Source organism: Nocardia sienata NBRC 100364, from assembly GCF_001613205.1.
Taxonomy (GTDB): domain Bacteria; phylum Actinomycetota; class Actinomycetes; order Mycobacteriales; family Mycobacteriaceae; genus Nocardia; species Nocardia sienata.
Window position 1 is genome coordinate 87,797 of the sequence record NZ_BDBX01000024.1, and the last position, 16,978, is coordinate 104,774.

18 protein-coding genes and 1 riboswitch are annotated in these 16,978 nt (G+C 68.4%); of the genes, 8 read left to right on the forward strand and 10 right to left on the reverse strand.

What is annotated here, in order from left to right; genetic code table 11:
* Nucleotides 1-99: 99 nt before the first annotated feature.
* Nucleotides 100-1,110 carry a glucose-6-phosphate dehydrogenase (coenzyme-F420) gene (gene fgd, locus NS4_RS14860; protein ID WP_063060120.1) on the reverse strand — a complete coding sequence of 337 codons (1,011 nt, stop codon included), beginning with the start codon at nt 1,108-1,110 and terminating at the stop codon, nt 100-102.
* Between the two features lie 290 nt (nt 1,111-1,400).
* Between fgd and NS4_RS14865 the strand changes: the two genes are divergently transcribed.
* Nucleotides 1,401-2,177, forward strand: coding sequence for an HAD-IIA family hydrolase (locus NS4_RS14865; protein ID WP_063060267.1), 777 nt, complete (start codon nt 1,401-1,403; stop codon nt 2,175-2,177).
* A gap of 33 nt (nt 2,178-2,210) precedes the next feature.
* Here NS4_RS14865 and NS4_RS14870 read toward each other — a convergent pair whose 3' ends face one another.
* The 3 genes from NS4_RS14870 to NS4_RS14880 all read right to left on the reverse strand — a co-directional run bounded on the left by NS4_RS14870 (nt 2,211) and on the right by NS4_RS14880 (nt 4,501).
* The gene (locus NS4_RS14870) at nt 2,211-3,425 is read right to left on the reverse strand and encodes an O-succinylhomoserine sulfhydrylase (protein WP_063060121.1); all 1,215 of its coding nucleotides are present in this window, start codon (nt 3,423-3,425) and stop codon (nt 2,211-2,213) included.
* Entirely contained in the window at nt 3,422-3,838 is a 417-nt protein-coding gene (locus NS4_RS14875) for a rhodanese-like domain-containing protein (RefSeq protein WP_063060122.1), read from the reverse strand. The genes NS4_RS14870 and NS4_RS14875 overlap by 4 nt, the downstream gene beginning before the upstream one ends.
* Before the next feature lie 16 nt (nt 3,839-3,854).
* Nucleotides 3,855-3,967: riboswitch (SAM riboswitch) on the reverse strand.
* 63 nt (nt 3,968-4,030) lie between these two features.
* The gene (locus NS4_RS14880) at nt 4,031-4,501 is read right to left on the reverse strand and encodes an Rv0361 family membrane protein (protein WP_157106058.1); all 471 of its coding nucleotides are present in this window, start codon (nt 4,499-4,501) and stop codon (nt 4,031-4,033) included.
* A gap of 228 nt (nt 4,502-4,729) precedes the next feature.
* Between NS4_RS14880 and NS4_RS14885 the strand changes: the two genes are divergently transcribed.
* Together NS4_RS14885 and NS4_RS14890 are read left to right on the forward strand one after the other, a co-directional pair.
* Nucleotides 4,730-6,118: an FAD-dependent oxidoreductase gene (locus NS4_RS14885; protein ID WP_063060124.1), complete on the forward strand. Its 1,389-nt coding sequence runs from the start codon at nt 4,730-4,732 to the stop codon at nt 6,116-6,118.
* A 71-nt stretch (nt 6,119-6,189) separates the two neighbouring features.
* Entirely contained in the window at nt 6,190-7,056 is an 867-nt protein-coding gene (locus tag NS4_RS14890) for an amidohydrolase family protein (RefSeq protein ID WP_063060125.1), read from the forward strand.
* Nucleotides 7,057-7,247: 191 nt separating this feature from the next.
* On the opposite strand, the gene NS4_RS14895 is transcribed toward NS4_RS14890, so the two are convergent.
* A complete protein-coding gene (locus tag NS4_RS14895) occupies nt 7,248-7,730 on the reverse strand; it encodes a DUF456 domain-containing protein (protein WP_063060126.1) in 483 nt (160 codons plus the stop codon).
* Nucleotides 7,731-7,859: 129 nt separating this feature from the next.
* Nucleotides 7,860-8,396: a TetR/AcrR family transcriptional regulator gene (locus NS4_RS14900; RefSeq protein ID WP_063060127.1), complete on the reverse strand. Its 537-nt coding sequence runs from the start codon at nt 8,394-8,396 to the stop codon at nt 7,860-7,862.
* Between the two features lie 92 nt (nt 8,397-8,488).
* On the opposite strand from NS4_RS14900, the gene NS4_RS14905 reads away from it, so the two are divergent.
* From NS4_RS14905 to NS4_RS14910, 3 genes are all read left to right on the forward strand, one after another.
* A complete protein-coding gene (locus NS4_RS14905) occupies nt 8,489-9,439 on the forward strand; it encodes a quinone oxidoreductase family protein (protein WP_084487280.1) in 951 nt (316 codons plus the stop codon).
* A gap of 28 nt (nt 9,440-9,467) precedes the next feature.
* Nucleotides 9,468-9,632: a hypothetical protein gene (locus NS4_RS32225; RefSeq protein WP_157106060.1), complete on the forward strand. Its 165-nt coding sequence runs from the start codon at nt 9,468-9,470 to the stop codon at nt 9,630-9,632.
* Nucleotides 9,633-9,787: 155 nt separating this feature from the next.
* Nucleotides 9,788-10,153 (forward strand): DUF4345 family protein, encoded by a 366-nt coding sequence (locus tag NS4_RS14910; protein ID WP_063060129.1) that lies wholly within the window; start codon nt 9,788-9,790, stop codon nt 10,151-10,153.
* A 75-nt stretch (nt 10,154-10,228) separates the two neighbouring features.
* Here the strand turns inward: NS4_RS14910 and NS4_RS14915 are convergent, their stop codons facing one another.
* Nucleotides 10,229-11,107, reverse strand: a complete 879-nt coding sequence (locus tag NS4_RS14915; protein ID WP_063060130.1) for a TIGR03854 family LLM class F420-dependent oxidoreductase — start codon at nt 11,105-11,107, stop codon at nt 10,229-10,231.
* Between the two features lie 620 nt (nt 11,108-11,727).
* Nucleotides 11,728-12,282, reverse strand: a complete 555-nt coding sequence (locus NS4_RS14920) for a hypothetical protein (protein WP_157106061.1) — start codon at nt 12,280-12,282, stop codon at nt 11,728-11,730.
* A 917-nt stretch (nt 12,283-13,199) separates the two neighbouring features.
* Between NS4_RS14920 and NS4_RS14925 the strand changes: the two genes are divergently transcribed.
* Nucleotides 13,200-15,008 (forward strand): cutinase family protein, encoded by a 1,809-nt coding sequence (locus NS4_RS14925; RefSeq protein ID WP_084487282.1) that lies wholly within the window; start codon nt 13,200-13,202, stop codon nt 15,006-15,008.
* Nucleotides 15,009-15,063: 55 nt separating this feature from the next.
* On the opposite strand, the gene NS4_RS14930 is transcribed toward NS4_RS14925, so the two are convergent.
* Together NS4_RS14930 and NS4_RS14935 are read right to left on the reverse strand one after the other, a co-directional pair.
* Nucleotides 15,064-15,441, reverse strand: coding sequence for a YdeI/OmpD-associated family protein (locus NS4_RS14930; protein WP_063060133.1), 378 nt, complete (start codon nt 15,439-15,441; stop codon nt 15,064-15,066).
* 74 nt (nt 15,442-15,515) lie between these two features.
* Nucleotides 15,516-16,469, reverse strand: a complete 954-nt coding sequence (locus NS4_RS14935) for a helix-turn-helix transcriptional regulator (protein ID WP_063060134.1) — start codon at nt 16,467-16,469, stop codon at nt 15,516-15,518.
* Between the two features lie 93 nt (nt 16,470-16,562).
* Here NS4_RS14935 and NS4_RS14940 point away from each other — a divergent pair, with 93 nt between their 5' ends.
* Nucleotides 16,563-16,955, forward strand: coding sequence for a VOC family protein (locus NS4_RS14940; RefSeq protein WP_063060135.1), 393 nt, complete (start codon nt 16,563-16,565; stop codon nt 16,953-16,955).
* Nucleotides 16,956-16,978: the final 23 nt, after the last annotated feature.

Here is a 16,978-nt window from a genome sequence, read left to right on the forward strand (position 1 = left end):
CGACACCGATCGATCATCCGGGCACCCGTGGCACGACAGCCGGCCGGGTCGCGGAGCCGGCCATAGTGGCTCGGGGTGGAAATCACCCGGGTCCCCGGCCTACCCCAATTCGCGCAGCCGCGGGGCCAGGTCGCGCTGGAACAGGTCCAGGAAGCGCTTCTGGTCGTGTCCGGGTGCGTGGAAGACCAGGTGGTTGAGCCCGGCGTCCACATAGGGCTTGACCAATTCGACCGCTTGGTCCGGATCGCTGGCGACGATCCAGCGTTTGGCGATCTGCTCGATCGGCAGCGCGTCGGCCGCTTCCTCCATTTCGATCGGGTCGTGGATGCTGTGCTTCTGCTCCGGGGTCAGCGATAGCGGCGCCCAGAAGCGGGTGTTCTCCAGCGCGAGTTCGGGGTCGGTGTCGTAGGAGATCTTGATCTCGATCATCCGGTCGATCGTGCCGACCTCGCGGTCCACCTTCGCCGCGCCTTCGGCCACCGCCGGCATCAGTTTCTCGGTGTACAGCTCCATGCCTTTACCGGAGGTGCAGATGAACCCGTCGCCGGCGCGGCCCGCGTAGCGGGCCACCACCGGGCCGCCGGCGGCGATGTAGACCGGGATCCCGCCTTCGGGGACGTCGTAGATGGAGGCCCCGACCGTCTTGTAATAGGTGCCGTCGAAATCGGTGCGGGCCCCGGTCCACAGGGCGCGCATCAGATCCACCGATTCGCGCAACCGCGCGAAGCGCTCCTTGAACTCCGGCCATTCCCCGGAGTAACCGGTGGCGATCTCGTTGAGTGCCTCACCGGTGCCCACACCCAGCATCACCCGGCCCGGATACAGGCAGCCCAGGGTCGCGAACGCCTGCGCGATCACGGCGGGGTTGTACCGGAAGGTGGGGGTCAGCACCGAGGTACCGAGCAGGATCCGCTCGGTACGCTCACCCGCCGCGGCAAGCCAGGCCAGGGAGAAGGGCGCGTGGCCGCCCTTGTGCCGCCACGGCTGGAAATGATCGCTGACGGTGGCGCTGTCGAGGCCGTGCTCCTCGACCAGTACCGCCAGCTCTACCAGTTCACGGGGTCCGAATTGTTCCGCCGATGCTTTGTATCCGAGCTTCAGTTCGCCCATTTGCGCCCACTCCTGTCGCATTGTGGTCGGACCGTCTCCGGCCCGGATTCGACCCTAATAGGCGCAGTTGGGCCGAGCCCACCCGCAACCCACGGACGGCCGGAGCGAAGGCGGAAGCGCGCCGGGTCCGCCTCGGACGGGCGCGTCGTAGACGGGCGCGGGCGGTCGCGGCGGGCTCGTTCCCGCCGCGTGTTCCCCGCTCCGGGGCGCGGCATACCCGGCCCGCGCGCCACGAAGAGCAGAATGACGGGGTGAGCCCAGATGACCGGATTTTGTCCTACCTCACCGATATGGACGGGGTGCTGGTGCGTGAGGACCATATGGTGCCCGGCGCCGACGAGTTCCTCGCCGAATTACGGGCCGAGGAGATCCCGTTCCTGGTACTGACCAACAATTCGATCCGCACACCCCGCGATCTGCAGGCCCGGTTGCGTCAGACCGGGTTGGAGATCCCGGAAAATTCGATCTGGACCTCGGCGCTGGCCACCGCCAGTTTCCTCAACGAGCAGCGACCGGGCGGTACCGCCTACGTGGTGGGCGAATCCGGACTCACGACCGCCCTGCACGAGATCGGCTACGTTCTGACCGAGGTGGACCCCGACTACGTGGTGCTGGGCGAGACCCGCACCTATTCGTTCGAGGCGATCACCACCGCCATCCGGCTGGTCGAGCGCGGGGCGCGGTTCATCGCCACCAACCCCGACCCGACCGGACCGTCCCGGGACGGCGTACTGCCCGCGACCGGTTCGGTGGCGGCCCTGATCACCCGGGCCACCGGCCGCGACCCCTACTACATCGGCAAACCCAACCCGCTGATGATGCGCTCGGCGCTGCGCCGCATCGGCGCGCACTCACAGACCAGTGTGATGATCGGCGACCGGATGGACACCGATGTGATCTCCGGGATGGAAGCCGGTATGCGCACCATCCTGGTGACCTCCGGTATCTCGACGAAGGTATCGGTCGAGCAGTATCCGTATCGGCCGACGTCGGTGCTGAGCTCGGTCGCCGACCTGGTCGGGCGGGTTCGTACCCCGTTCACGGAGGCAGCGAATCCGCTGACCTGAGCGGGCCGTAGGCGTGGACGGGCCTCTGCGTGATCAGCTCAACGCGTGGTCGAGGTCGCCGAGGAGGTCTTCGATGTCTTCCAGGCCGATCGAGACCCGGACGACCCCGTCGGAGAGGCCGATGCTCGCCCGGCCTTCGGGGCCCATGGCCCGGTGGGTGGTGGTGGCCGGATGGGTGATGAGGCTTTTCGCGTCGCCCAGGTTGTTGGAGATATCGATGATCCGCAGCTTGTTCAGTACCTCGAAGGCCCGCTTCTTCGCGAGGTCCGCGGCGGCCGCGAGTTCGAAGGTCACCACGGTGCCGCCGCCGCTCATCTGCGCGGTCGCCAGCGTGTACTGCGGGTGCGATTCCAGCAACGGGTACCGGACCCAGCTCACGGCCGGATGCTCGTCGAGGTAGCGCGCGATCCGCAGCGCCGACTCGGTGGACTGGCGGACCCGCAGCGGCATGGTCTCCAGACCCTTGAGCAGCGTCCAGGCGTTGAACGGGCTCAGGGCGGGGCCGGTGTGGCGCATGAGCGTCTTGACCGGGCCTTCGATGTACTCGGAGGTGCCGAGGATCGCGCCGCCGAGTACGCGGCCCTGACCGTCGATGTGTTTGGTGCCCGAGTAGACCACCACGTCGGCGCCGAGTTCGAAGCCGCGCTGCAGCAGCGGGGTGGCGAACACATTGTCCAGGACCACCTGCGCGCCCGCGGCGTGCGCGAGCTCGCAGACCTTGCGCACGTCGACCAGGGTTTGCATCGGGTTGGCCGGCGTCTCGAAGAAGACCGCGGCGGTGGGTTCGGACAGCGCCGCTTCCCACTGGTCGAGGTCTTCGCCGTCGACGAAGACGGTTTCGACGCCCCAGCGGGGCAGGATCTCGTTGCACACCACGAAACAGGAGCCGAACAGGCTGCGCGCGGCCACCAGCCGGTCGCCCGCCTTCAGCAGCGCCCCGAGGGCGACGAAAACGGCCGCCATACCGCTGGCGGTCGCGAAACAGGCTTCGGCGCCGTCGAGCAGGCGCATGCGTTCCTGGAAGGTGGTCACCGTCGGGTTGCCGTAGCGGGAGTACACGTAGTGCGGGTTGTCCCCGGTGAACGCGGCCTCGGCCGCTTCGGCGCTGGCGTAGACGAACCCGGAGTTCAGGTACAGGGCCTCGGAGGTCTCGTCGAACCCCGAGCGGCTCAGGCCGCCGCGCACCCCCAGGGTCGCCGGGCCGACTCCTTCGGGTAACGGCCGTTCGAACGAACCGCCGCCGATCACGACTGCCGCCAGGGCAGTCCGTGGGCCCGCCAGCCGGAGCCGCCGCGGTGCCCGAGTTCGTCCAGCGGGCCCTCGAAGCCGTCGCTGATGTTGTAGGAGGGTGCGATACCCGCGGCGGTCGCGGCGTCGGCCGCATGCGCCGAACGCTGACCGGAGCGGCACAGGAAGAGCACGGGCGCGTCCGCGGGGCGGTCGGACAGGGCGCTACGCAGCTGGTCCAGGAATTCGGCGTTGCGGGTGCCGGTGCCGTCGACCCACTCCACCAGCAGGGTCGGCTTGGCGATGGAGCTGGTGTCGGGTACCCCGACGAACTTCCACTCGGCTTCGGTCCGTACGTCCACCAGGACTGCGTCCGGGTTCCCGGTCAGCAGTTCCCATGCCTGCTCCGGGCCGATATCCCCTGCGTAACTCATACTGGCACCTCCTGCGAATCCGCACTTGCCGCATCCGATCGATGCGCGCCAGGTCGTCACCCGGAGCACCCCACCGCGGAGGAGGGTTGCCGACCAGCGAGCCGGGGCTTGGCACTGGCACTCATGACCCAACCGAAAAGATTGCCCGGCGAGTCGGGCGCTGTCAAACCTCGGTTGACGCCGCAGGCGGGCTCATTCGGCCGGCTGGTTGCAGACCAGCCAGTCGCCGTCGGACTGGAACAACCACCAGGTCGCGGTCCGCTCCTCGCCTTCGACACGGCTGGTCACTTCGATGTTCGCGGTATCGCCGGTGATGTGCACCGGGCCGAATCTCGTGATTTCGATATCTTTCCCGGTTTCGCCGGGTTTCAACTGCCCGGCCAGCGGGGAGCGGGCGGGTACGAAACCGGGGCAGACCGCCTGGCGGGGTGGTTCGGGCCCGTAGCGGTTGCTCACATCGGCGAACTCCCGGACCGCGCCGGCGATCCGGTCGGAATCTGTGACATTTTTCTCAGCGGGCGCCACCAGGCCGGCGATGAGTACACCCGCCAGGACCAGTGCCGCGACCGCCGCGGCCACGACGAACGGGGTGATCGAGCGTGGTCGCTCGTCGCCGCCCGTTTCGTTGGCGGGCTGCTCGCCGGCCGCTCCGGGATCGCTCATACCGACGATCATCCCTGGTCCCCGGATCGCACCGTGCCCGCACCCCGATAGAATCGCGGGTACAGCGGGTACCGCAGCACAGCGCTACCCGCGTAGGCGTGGGACGACGAACGGTGAACAGCCACCCACGGACGGCGCGATGTAGGTGCATACGAGCCGAGCGTCAAGTTAGCCTAAGCTAACAACAACGCCAGTGATTCTTTCGACCGATAAGGGTGCGCGTAACAGATGACCGAGCAGAAGGAAGCGAACCGCCCGCTTCGGATCGCGATCGTCGGGGCCGGGCCGGCCGGTATCTATGCCGCCGACGCGTTGATGAAATCCGATGCGGACGTCTCGATCGATCTGTTCGAGCGGATGCCCGCCCCGTTCGGACTGATCCGCTACGGCGTGGCCCCGGACCATCCGCGGATCAAGGGCATTGTCACCGCCCTGCACAAGGTGCTGGACAAGGAGCAGGTGCGCCTGCTCGGCAATATCGACTACGGCACCGATATCACGCTGTCGGACCTGCGTCGCTTCTACGACGCGGTGATCTTCTCCACCGGCGCCAACGCCGACCGGGCGCTGCCCATCCCGGGTATCGACCTGGACGGTTCCTACGGCGCGGCCGACTTCGTCTCCTGGTACGACGGGCACCCGGACGTGCCGCGCACCTGGCCGCTGGAGGCCGAGAAGGTCGCGGTGCTCGGTGTCGGCAATGTCGCCCTCGATGTGGCGCGCGTGCTGGCCAAGACCGGTGACGAACTGCTGCCGACCGAGATCCCGCCGAACGTGTACACGGGCCTGAAGAACAACAAGGCCGTCGAGGTGCACGTGTTCGGCCGCCGCGGCCCGGCGCAGGCCAAGTTCACCCCGCTGGAGCTGCGCGAACTCGACCACTCCCCGACGATCGAGGTGATCGTCGATCCGGAGGACATCGACTACGACGAAGGTTCGGAGGCCGCGCGCCGCCATTCCAAGCAGGTCGATATGGTGGCCAACACCCTCGAACAGTGGGCCATCCGCGACCAGGGCGATCGCCCGCACAAGCTGTTCCTGCACTTCTTCGAATCCCCCGCCGAGATTCTGGGTGAGGACGGCCGGGTCGTGGGCCTGCGTACCGAACGCACCCAGCTCGACGGCACCGGCAATGTGAAGGGCACCGGCACGTTCAAGGAATGGGATGTGCAGGCGGTCTACCGGGCCGTCGGTTACCTGTCGCAGAACATCTCCGAGCTGCCCTTCGACGATCAGGCCGGGGTCATCCCGAACGAGGCCGGCCGTGTCCTGGTCGACGAGGATGCCGACGGCGCCGCCCGCTATATGCCCGGCACCTATGTGACCGGCTGGATCAAGCGCGGTCCGGTCGGGCTCATCGGCCACACCAAGGGTGACGCCAACGAGACGGTCGCCTGCCTCGTGGACGACAGCGCGAATTTCGTGCCGGCGCCGAACCCGGAGCCCGAGGCCGTGCTCGAGTTCCTGGAGGGCCGGGGCATCCCGTTCACCACCTGGGCCGGCTGGTACCGGCTGGACGCACACGAGCGGTCGCTGGGCGAGCCCGAGGGCCGGGAGCGGGTCAAGGTCGTCGAGCGCGAAGATATGTTGCGCGCGAGCGAACCCCACAAGGTCTGACCCACCGTCCGCTGCTCCCGCTCCCCGGTCGAGAGCAGCGGACGCCCCGATCTATCAGGCATGCTGTAGCAGTGTTCGACGCCCATGTGCACATCATCGATCCGCGCTTTCCGCTGATCGAGAACGAAGGCTACCTACCGGAGCCCTATACCGTCGCCGACTACAGGCGGCGGATGGCCCGCTTCCGGCCTTCCGGTGGCGCGGTGGTGAGTGCCTCGTTCCAGGGCAACGACCAGAGCTATCTGCGCGCCGCCCTGGCCGAACTCGGACCCGGCTGGGTCGGGGTGACCCGTCTGGATCTCGACGCCTCCGACGCCGAGATCCTCGACCTGCACGAGGCCGGGGTGCGCGCGGTCCGGTTCAACCTCAAACGTGCGGCCGCGGATATCGCCAGCATGACCCGGCAGGCTCTGCGTGCCTACGAGCTGGCGGGCTGGCATGTGGAGATCTACGTCGACGGCCAGATGCTGGCCTCGCTGCAACCGGTGATCCTGAAATTGCCGAAGGTGTCCATCGACCATCTCGGAATGTCGGCGGAGGGTCTGTCGTATCTGCTGGACCTGGTCGACCGAGGTGCGCGGGTCAAGGCAACCGGTTTCGGGCGGGTCGATATGGATGTCGCTACGGCGTTGCGCCGGATCCACGCGGTCGATCCGCAGGCGCTGATGTTCGGCAGCGATCTGCCCGGCACCCGCGCGGGCCGGCCGTTCCGGGAATCGGATGTGGAGCTGATCTGCGATGTGGTCGGCACCGATATGAACGCGGTGCTGGAGGACAATGCCCGCGCGTTCTACGGACTGCCCGCGATCGACCGCACCACCGAGGACCCCACCCCGACCCTGCCGCTGTTCGTGCCGCCGCGCGACGACCGGCCGTCGGCTCACGACGGGACAACACGTCCGTTGCCCATCATCGGAAAACGTTCCGGCCCGAGCTGACCCGGTCCCGTGGCGGCCGGTCGCCTGCGTCCTTCGACACGGATCACGCCCTGGGCTATACCGATTTCGCCGCCGCCGATATCGGCCGCGGGATAACTACCGTGGCAGAGCGAACCGCCGAGTCCCAGAACCCGATAGACCGCCGCTCTGCTGTCGGAGGAGTTGCGGGCGCTGCGCCGCGAGGCGGCGGCTCAGGCGGCGATCGCGCCGATCACCCACACCCCGCTCGCCAGCAGCGCCCCCAGCAACTCCACCAGGATCGACAGCCCCACACCCTTGATCGCGTGTTTGCTCGACAGCCAGGCCTGCCGGTTGTCGGGGAGCCGTTGCAGCTCCGAGAGATACACACCGACCACGAAACCCACGAACAGGCCGACCACCGGAATCACGAAAAACCCGACTATGCCGGCGAGACCGCCCAGCAGCAGCGTCCGGTTCGGCACCCCCGCTTCTTTCAGTTTGCGGCCCGGCCAGGTGTACTTGACGACGCCGGAGATGGCCAGCGCGACGGTGCCGACCGCCAGTACCGCCCACGCGGTCGTTCCGCCGGTGACGAAGGCCCAGATGGCGATCGCCCCGAAGATCAGGATCACCCCCGGCAGAATCGGCACCACGATGCCGATGAGGCCGACCAGGATCACCAGGCCGACAACGATTTCTCCCCAAGCGCTCACCGCACCAAAGTAGCCCGGATCGGGCGCAGTCGCCGGTCCGGCGAACGGAGTATGGGCACCGTCGGTTCTGTACCGGACGGATAGCCGCCGACCGGTACGAATTCGCGCATGTCACCGGTTGCGTGCCGATCAGGACGCAACGCCTGTGGCCAGGATGCGCGCGGTCAGGTCCAGCACGCCGGCGCGGTGGCTGCGGGCGCCGATCATATCGGTGATTTCCGGACGCATGCTCGCGAAGATCGCCAATGCCAGGAATTCGGTGTCGGCATCGGGAGCGACCTGCGCGATCAGATCGGCCAGCAGGGTGCGCCAGGGTGCCCAGCTGTCGGATTGACAGACGTCGGGCAGGGCGCGCATCAGCGGGGCGAGTTCGATCGCGGTGAGGTCGAACACCGCCGCGACGACCGCCGCGATCCGATCCCGCACAGGCACTGCCGTATCCGCCGCGAGTTCGCGCACGGTGTCCCAGCCCTGGCCGGTGCGCTCCTCGACCAGTGCGCGGACCAGCCCGTCCCGGTCGGCGAACCTGCGGAACAGCGTTCCCTTGCCGACTCCGGCCGCTGCCGCGATGTCGTCCATGGAGACGTTGTCACGTCTCTCGTCGCAGATCAAACGCCCGGCGACGGCCAGGATCGCGGCTCGATTGCGTTCGGCGTCGGCACGCACCCGGACTCCTCCAGTTGACAGAAGCGGACTGTTGGTCCGTATGATACCCAACCATAAACGGACTAACAGTCCGTATGGAAAGGTGGAATGCCGTGCGTGCAGTTCGATATCACGAGTACGGAGCGCCGGAGGTGCTGCGCGTCGAAGAGGTCGAGGATCCGGTACCGGGGGAGGGCGAACTGCTCGTCCGCGCCACGGCCACCGGCGTCAACTATTTCGAAGTTCAGGTGCGTGCCGGGGTGCTGCCCGACCCGCTCGGCTCGCCGTTGCCGCATATCCCGGGTATCGAAGTCGCCGGCACGGTGGTCGCCGTCGGTCCCGGCGTCGCGGCATATCGCGTCGGTGAGCGGGTGGTCGGAAGGGTCGCCGCCGGGAGCTACGCCGAATTGGTGGTCGTGCCCGCTGCGGACGCCGCCCCGCTCGACGAACGGCTCGGCGAGCATCGCGCGCTCGCCTTGCTCGGGCAGGGTGCCACCGCAGTGGGAGTGTTCGAGACCGCCGAGATCGGACCGGGCGACTCCGTCCTGGTGGAGGCGGCCGGTGGCGGTATCGGAACCCTGCTGGTGCAGCTGGCCAAACGGGCCGGTGCCCGGGTCGTGGCCGGTGCGAGCGCCGAGGAGAAGCGTCGTCTGGCCGCCGACCTGGGCGCCGACACAACTGTGGACTACTCACGACCCGGTTGGACCGAAGAGGTGGGGCCGGTATCGGTGGTGCTGGAAACCGTCGGCGGGCAGATCGCACGCGAGGCCTACGGCCTGCTCACCCCGCCGGGCGCCCGGATGGTCGTCTTCGGCACGGCCAGTGGGAATCCGGTGGAGATCGGTTCGGATCGGCTTCTCGCGGTCGGCGCCACGCTGATCCCGTTCAGTCTCGGCTACCGCCCGCAGCGCTGGCCGGAACTGATCCGCCGGGCCGAGGAACTGGTCGTGCGCGGCGAAATCGATCCGGTGATCGGGACGGTCCTGCCCTTGGCGGAAGCCGCGGCGGCGCACCGCGCCTTCGAGGCCCGTACCGCGCTCGGTAAAACCATCCTCACCCTCTGAGCAGGCGGGCCGTCCTTCAGTCGGGGTTGTGTCCACCCAATGGAGACCGGCGTACATCCGGTCGGAGGTCGCGGGTGTCCACGTGGACGCGATCGAGGTTGCCGCCCATGCCCGCACGCTCACCGTGGGCGTTCCCGACCGGCCCGCGGGTGCCGCGAGCGGCTGTGTGGAACGGGCTGCCGGGTCGCGCTGAGCGGCGGCGAACCCGCCTCGGCCAGCGGTCCGCGGCTGCGCGAGGTGTGTTCGCGACGGTGGCTGTCGGCCGTGGCCGGGAGCACGTTTCCGGAAGCCGGGCCGGCGGGCCGGGCGGATGATGGGCCGACCAGTAGGCGAAACGTGGAGGTAGTGATGCGGCCGGTGGTACTGCTCGTGGCGGCAATCCTTTTCGCGGCAATGGGTCTGTACGCGCTCGCCGTGCCCGCGAAACTGACCGCGCCCTTCGGCATTCCCGTGACCACGGCCACCGGGCGCTCCGAGGTCCGCGCGGTGTACGGCGGGTTCGGGCTCGCGATCGCGGGTGCGCTCGGCTGGGCGGCTCTGCACAGCGGGGAACTCGGCCGGGGTGTGGTGCTGGCGGTGGCCGTCGCGCTCGCCGGGATGGCTGTCGGCCGGGTCGTTTCCCGGCTGCTGGACGGCTCGGTCGCGTTCTACCCCATCTGGTTCTACTTCTGGGTGGAGGTGGTCGCGGCCGTCGCCCTGGTCGCGGCCGCTTGACGGCTACGGGGTATGGGCCGGGCCGCGGCTGTCGACCCGGCGTCGGACGAGTCGGCTCGCGCCCGGGCGTCGGTCTCAATTCTGGCGTGGCAGCAGTTCGGTGACGAAACGATCCAGGAAGCCGGCCGGCGATCCGCCCGCCGCCGGGACCACTACGAACTTGCTCAGCCCGGCGTCGAGGTAACCGTCGATCAGCCGGTGCAGGTCCGGCCAACTGCCCGCGACCAGGTCGGCGGGGTCGGTTCCGGGACGTTGCTGCGCGATCCCCGCCGCCAGGTCGGCCGGGATACCGTCGGTCGCCAGCAGCAGGGTGATCCCGAAATGATCGGCTTCGATCTCTCGCCCGGCCGCCGCGGCCTCGGCGTTGATCGCCGCCACCCCGGCGGCCGCCTCGGTGGGGGTGAGGAAACTGCCCAGCCAGCCGTCGCCGTACCGGCCGATCCGCCGGAACGCGGCGGGTGCGCGCCCGCCGAGCCAGATGTCCAGGGGCCGGGCCGGGCGTCTGCCCACCCGCGCCGCACGCACGGTGAAGTAGTCGCCGTGGAAGTCGACATCGTCTTCCCGCAGTACAGCGCGCAGCAGCTGCAGGGATTCGTCGAACACGTCGCCGCGCCGCCCCGCCACCGGGAACAGATCGCGTTCCTGCGGGGTGGCCGGCTGCAACCCGAACACCGGCAGCACCCGCTTCGGCGCGAGCGCTGCCAGCGAGGCAAGCTGTTCGGCGACCAGTACAGGGTGGCGGCCGGGAAGAATCGCCACCGACGTCCCGACCTTCAGATGGCTGGTTCGCGACAGCGCGAAGGCCATCCCGACGGTGGGGTCCACGGCAGGTGCGTAGATCAATTCGGAGAACCACAGGGAATCGATTCCTTCGGCCTCCAGCCGATCCACCAGCTCCGGCAGGTCTTCCGGATCGCTGCCGGAGCCGGTACCGACACCGAATCGAATCTTCATCACGCCACTCCTGGTCCGGACGGGTTGCTCGTACGCGACCCTACGGCGCCGGGCCCGAGCGGCCCAGGGCCCCGGTTCGGGCCGGGCGCTCTGCGGCATCCTGGCCTGCCGGCCCAACGACCTGCTGCAGCCGGTCGTTGCGCAGGCCGAGCAACCCGGGACCGGCACCGACGGCCGCAACGACGAAGGACTCGGTATCGGTGAGCTACGGCCGATCCGCGCTGTGGTGCGCCGGCCACACGAGCCGACCGAGTGACCAGGCGGCAGCCGCGCACCGTCTGCCCGCAAGCCGAGAACATCCGAAGCGAACTCGTCGCCCACGGCATACGACCTCACCACGCTCGCCACGCCGCGATGTTCCACCTCGCTCCGGACCTGATCACACCGAACTCCTCGGGATCTCACCCACCACCGCCGGCCGCTGGGCCGCTCTGTCCGTCCGAACTCGGGCGCAGTACACCGCGATGCGCCGCAGCGACCGGCCCGACCGTGCACCAGCCGACCACGATCGCAAGTCCCGGAAACCGCTATAGCGGGCTCTGGTCGAAAGGGCGGCTCTCTGGTGGTGGGGCAGGAGTCGGGAGGGATGCCGGTGCCGACGAGAAAGTCGCGTTCAGGCCTCAGTCGAGGCGCAGACCGAACTCGTTCGCCAGCGCCAGCGCCTGCTCATCGGTGGCCAACACGTAGTAGTTGGTTCCCGGCTCATCGAGCTCGACCGACCGGAACGTCCTGTGATCATCCGCACCGGGCGGATTGAGATCATGAATGTTGGCCAGGATACCCATGAAGTCGAAATAGCCATCGAAATCGTGTTGCAGTGACCACTCCACGACAGAGCCGTTGCATACGAACCGAAGGATCTCCCCACCGTCGGGATCGCTGCTCAGCTCGACATCGTCGACGACGACCGCGCCACCGGTGCAAGCTGCCGCATCGCGCAACAGGTAATCGTAGCTACCCTCCAGATCGTCGACTTTGTCGCCGTGCACCCCGATCGCCACCCCGAAACATTCCAGTGCATCGGACAAGCCTTCACCGGCCAGCTCGTCGTCCAGCCCTTCGTCCAGCCCGTCGATGTCGCGGAGCACCTTGTGCGCGGTATCAGTCGAGATCATGCCAAGCGAGACCAACCGAACAGCCAGGGTGTTGTATGTCGCTTTGTACTCTGTCGTCACCGGCCGAATCCTGACGCGTTGCTGCGGCGACCGCAAACCGTGACCATGACATGGCGACCGACAGGGCAGCTTTGCTGACGGTAGCGTTTGCGCCGACCGCTTTCCGGCTTGGTGCGGCACCGGAAGCCATCTGCCATAGAGCATCTCGCGAATCTGTTCCCGACCCCTTACCCGAATGGGCTCGACATCGGGCTCAGGGGCCAGGGACCCCGATTCGGCGCGTGGTGACGTCCCGGAATCGCAGCAGAGACCGGGATGGTCGGGGCCGAAACACTACTGCTGCACCAGCGATTCTGCCCATCCATTTCTGAACCGGCGCCGAATACCAGATGGTATGTCTCATAGCTTCAAGCCATAACTGCTGCTAGGGCGCTGTTAAAGGTCTCGTCCATCGGCTGTCGGGGGCTTGGGTGAGAGCGCAGCCGTAAAGTCCGGGCGCCTGCCCGGGCGGACAACGAAACCAGAGAAACGAGGATTGAAATGGGACTGCTCGGTGGTCTGCTGGAACTCGTCGGTAGCGTCGTCACGAACCTCGCCGCTGTTGTCGGTGACCTCGGCGGCGTCCTCTTCTGAGTAGGTCGCCCCGCCGACGGATGTGCTCGTGAACACTGCACCTGACGAGTATTTCCGTGCGGGCGGATTCGCTGTTGGGTGCCCGCTCCGGCCCATCGCCGCGCGGTGACGGCCGGAGCGGGCATTTCGATGTAGCAACACCTTTCGTGCCGGGCATCTCGCATACTCCCCGGCGCATTCGCATTCGCTGTGAGGAGTTCAGTTGCTTCTGAGTGTTGTCGGACAGCTCATCGGCACGGTGCTGGATCTCGTTATCGCGCTACTCGTTCCCTAGCGGGGTCCGCGCGAGGCCGATTGCCGCGCGGCACTGGGGCCGCGCCGTTCTGATCAAGTCGGAGGTCTGGATGAGCCGCGCCCGCACGGCGTTCCAACGAGCGGTCTGTGCTGTGGGGGCGGCGACCGTATCGGTCGCCGCGCTCTCGCTCGGACCACCCGCGGTCGCCCGTGCCCAGGACGGTGTCGAGGTGGCGTTGGCGGAGGCCGGGGGCTGCCCCGGCCTATTCGTTCTCGGTGTGCAGGGGACCGGCGAGTCCACCCCGGATTCCCCGGTGGCCGCGGACGCCGGTCTGCTGTCGCTGGTCCTGGGCCCGCTGACCGAAATGCCGATCGGGTCGGCCGTGGGCCGCGCCTATGTTCCCTACCTGGCCGGTTTCGGCGGCGCACTACCAGGTGCCACCACGGCACCGTATTCCGTCTCGGCGGGTGAGGGGCTGGAACGGTTGCGCGATATGGCCACCGAGGTCGCTCAGCGCTGTCCGGATTCTCAGCTGGGATTGGTCGGTTACTCGCAGGGTGCGCATATCGTTTCGATGTTCGCGCGCGAGCTGGGCACCGGTGGGGGCGCGGTGCCGGCCGACCGGGTCGCGGCCGTGGCACTGCTGGCCGATCCCACCCGTGCCCCCGGGGCGCCGGTGTTTCCCGGACTGCCGGACGCCGAACGTCCAGCACCGGCACCCGGAACCCGAGGCGCGAAACTCTCCGCGCTGCAGGTTTTTCCAAGGCATCCCGCGCCGGGCGGCGGTATCGGGCCATTGCGTGATATCGCGCCGGACTTCGGTGAACTCACCGGCCGGGTAGCCTCGCTGTGCCTACCCGGTGACCTCGCCTGCGATGCCCCCACCGACGCCCCCCTGCTGCACATGGTGGTCAATATCCTCGGCCAGGCCGAACTGCTCCCGTCGGACCCGGTGGCGGCACTGGCGTCGATCGGCGACGGTTTCTCCTCGACGCTCTCGCGCACCGCGACCGCGGTCGTCACCCACGATCTACGCGGATACTCGCTGGGCACACTGTGTTTGACACCGGAGAAACCGCTCGGCGTCCGGCTGGCCGAAGCCGCCGACCCGCGCTCGGGCAGCGAACCGCAGGCCCGCGAAGCGCTGCTGAAACTGGGTACCAGCGCGCTCAACACCTTGCTGGCAATCATCGGAATCGCCCTCGAACCCGCCGAGGTCGCCGGTATCGCCACCGCGCCCGACCCGCTGACCGGTATCGAACGGGCCACCGACGCGCTCGTGGCCGCCGCCCGTCGTCCGCTGCCCCGGCGCACCGTGTTCAACCTGATCAGCAAATCGTTCAACGCGCTCGGCCGATTGAGCGCCGAGAACGCCGAACTCCTCGACCCCGGGCTGTGGCTGCGCTACGCGGATACTGTCCGCAAACACGGCGACTATTTCCACGCCGGCTACACGGCGGACGGCCGGCCCGCCGTCGACCTGGTGCTGAAATGGTTCACGGCGGTCGCCGAAGACCTCGCCACCGATCGCATCCCCGTCCCGCCGCCGGCGCAGCCGGGTCCCGCCGCTCCCGCAGTCCCCGGCCCCGCTCCGGCCGTCCCCGGCCCCGCTCCCGCACCACAACGGCCGGCGCCGCAGTCGGCCCCGCTCGTCCGCGAGCCCGATATCCGCAATGTCGCTGTAGGCGCCGAGTCGCCGCCTCGGCCGCGCGCGGTGGCCGAGATCGCGGCACCACGACTCCTTTACGGCCTGGCCTCGTATCTACTCGGGCTGGTGCTGCTGTCGGTGGTTTCGGCGGGTGCGTGCGGTGCGATCAGGGTCGCGCATCGGGGGCACGGTTTTCGGGGACGGCGGCCGTGGTGCGCGGCCTCTGATACGAGGGCCGAAAGCGAGCAGCCGGGTTCGGCCCCTGGATGAGGAAGCGGACGTAGCCTTTCCGGCGACCTCGGCGACCTCGGCGACGACGCCGGAATCAGGACCTGTTCGGCGACCACCGGCCGTCCGCCTTCGCCGCTTCGATGGCCGTGTGACCCGGCTCCCGCATCCGGCCCGCGGCGATCAAGCTCTCCGCCTTGCCCTGGTTGATCACCGACCACGGGCTCCTGGGCGTGCGCGGTGAGTAGCGCTGGAGATAGTGGTGGGCATCGAGGGCGCGGCGGTGGCTGTCGATCCAGCCGTAGCAGAGGGCTACATCGAGGGCCTCGGTGATGGTGACGGTGGTGACGGACGCGTTCTTCTTGGCGATCTTCAACCAGATCTCGGCGGCGGTGTCGTGGTTTGCCGAAAGCCACCTCTCGTAGTCCTCGGCGGTATCGAAGGTGGCGGCTCGGGTCTGGTCGGCAGTGGACATATGCGGGCCTCTTCCGGCTGGAGTGTGGTGGTCTGTTTCGATCCTCCAGCGATAAGTGCGCACCGAGTGAGCACTTATTTCCGGGCGCCGCCGTAGCGTTCGACCAATTCCGCGCCCAGCACCGCGAGCTCACGGCGCACCGAGTCCGGTTCCACGACTTCCACGGTCGCACCCCAGCCCGCGAGTTGTTCGGCGACCGCCCGCGGTGTGTGCGCGGTGAACCGGACCCGGACGCGGCCGTTGGAGGCGGGCCCGGCGACCTCGCAGTGCCTGCCGTGCCTGTCGCGCAGTACCGGCAGCAACTGTTCGCCGACGAGGACGGTGGCGGAAGTGGTCGCGCGGCGCTGTTCCATCTGTTCGACGACCTCGGCCCAGACGGCCGGCAGATCGAGATCGGCGGGCCGGTGCGCTTGCTGATCGATGGGTTCGGCGTGCGAGATCCGATCCAGCCGGAAGGTCCGGCGGCCGTGCTCGGTGCCGGCCAGCAGGTACCAGACGGCGTCCTTGTCGACCAGGCCCCATGGATCGACCACCCGATCGGTGGTCGTACCCGCGCGGCCCTGGTACCGCAACGCGACCCGGCGGCGTTTCACCACCGCCTGCTGCAACAGTCGTACCGTCTCGGGGAGTTCGCGTTCGGTGCGGCCCCAGCCTGCCGGATCGATCACCACCGCGTCGGCGGCGGCCTCGGCCTCGCCGCGGAAGGTCGCCGGGAGGGCGCGCAACAGTTTGCGCAGGGCCGAGCGCGCCTCCGGGAGCGCCCCGGCGGACGGGCCGGTGAGCAGGAACAACGCCCGCGCCTCGCCCGCGGTCAAACCGCTCAGATCGGTGCGCGCCCCGCCGACCAGCTGCCAGCCGCCGCCCCGCCCGGGCTGCGGATATACCGGGACACCGGCGGTCGAGAGCGCCTCCAGATCCCGGCGCGCGGTTGCCACCGACACCTCCAGTTCGGCCGCGAGCTCGGCGGCGGTGACCCGCCCCCGCGTCTGCATGAGCAGCAGGGTGGCCACCAATCGATCGGCTCGCATGGTCCCATTCTGCCCGGGAAAGTGCTCAGAAGTTGCGCACTTTGCTCGCGAGGATGGTGTCACCAGCTCGAACCACGACCGAGGAGAACGACGATGCTGCGCGGAATGACGACAGTGAATTTCTACGCCGACGATCTGGCGGCCGCCCGGGACTGGTACACGGAATTCCTCGGGACGCCGCCCTATTTCGCGGTGCCGGGGTACTACGAATTCCGGGTCGGCGACTACGAGCACGAATTCGGCCTCATCGACGGCGCGCACAAACCGGAGCGCGCCGAACCGGGGCCGGGCGGCGCGATCCTGTACTGGCACGTCGATGACCTGGCGGCCACCTACGAGCGCCTGCTGGAGTTGGGCGCCACCGAATACGAGCCGATCACCACCCGCGGCCCGGGTTTCGTCACCGGCTCGGTGGTGGACCCGTTCGGGAACCTCCTCGGCATTATGAGCAATGCCCACTATGTGCAGGTCCTCGGCCGGAAATGACGCTTCCCGCTCGCCCCGGCCCG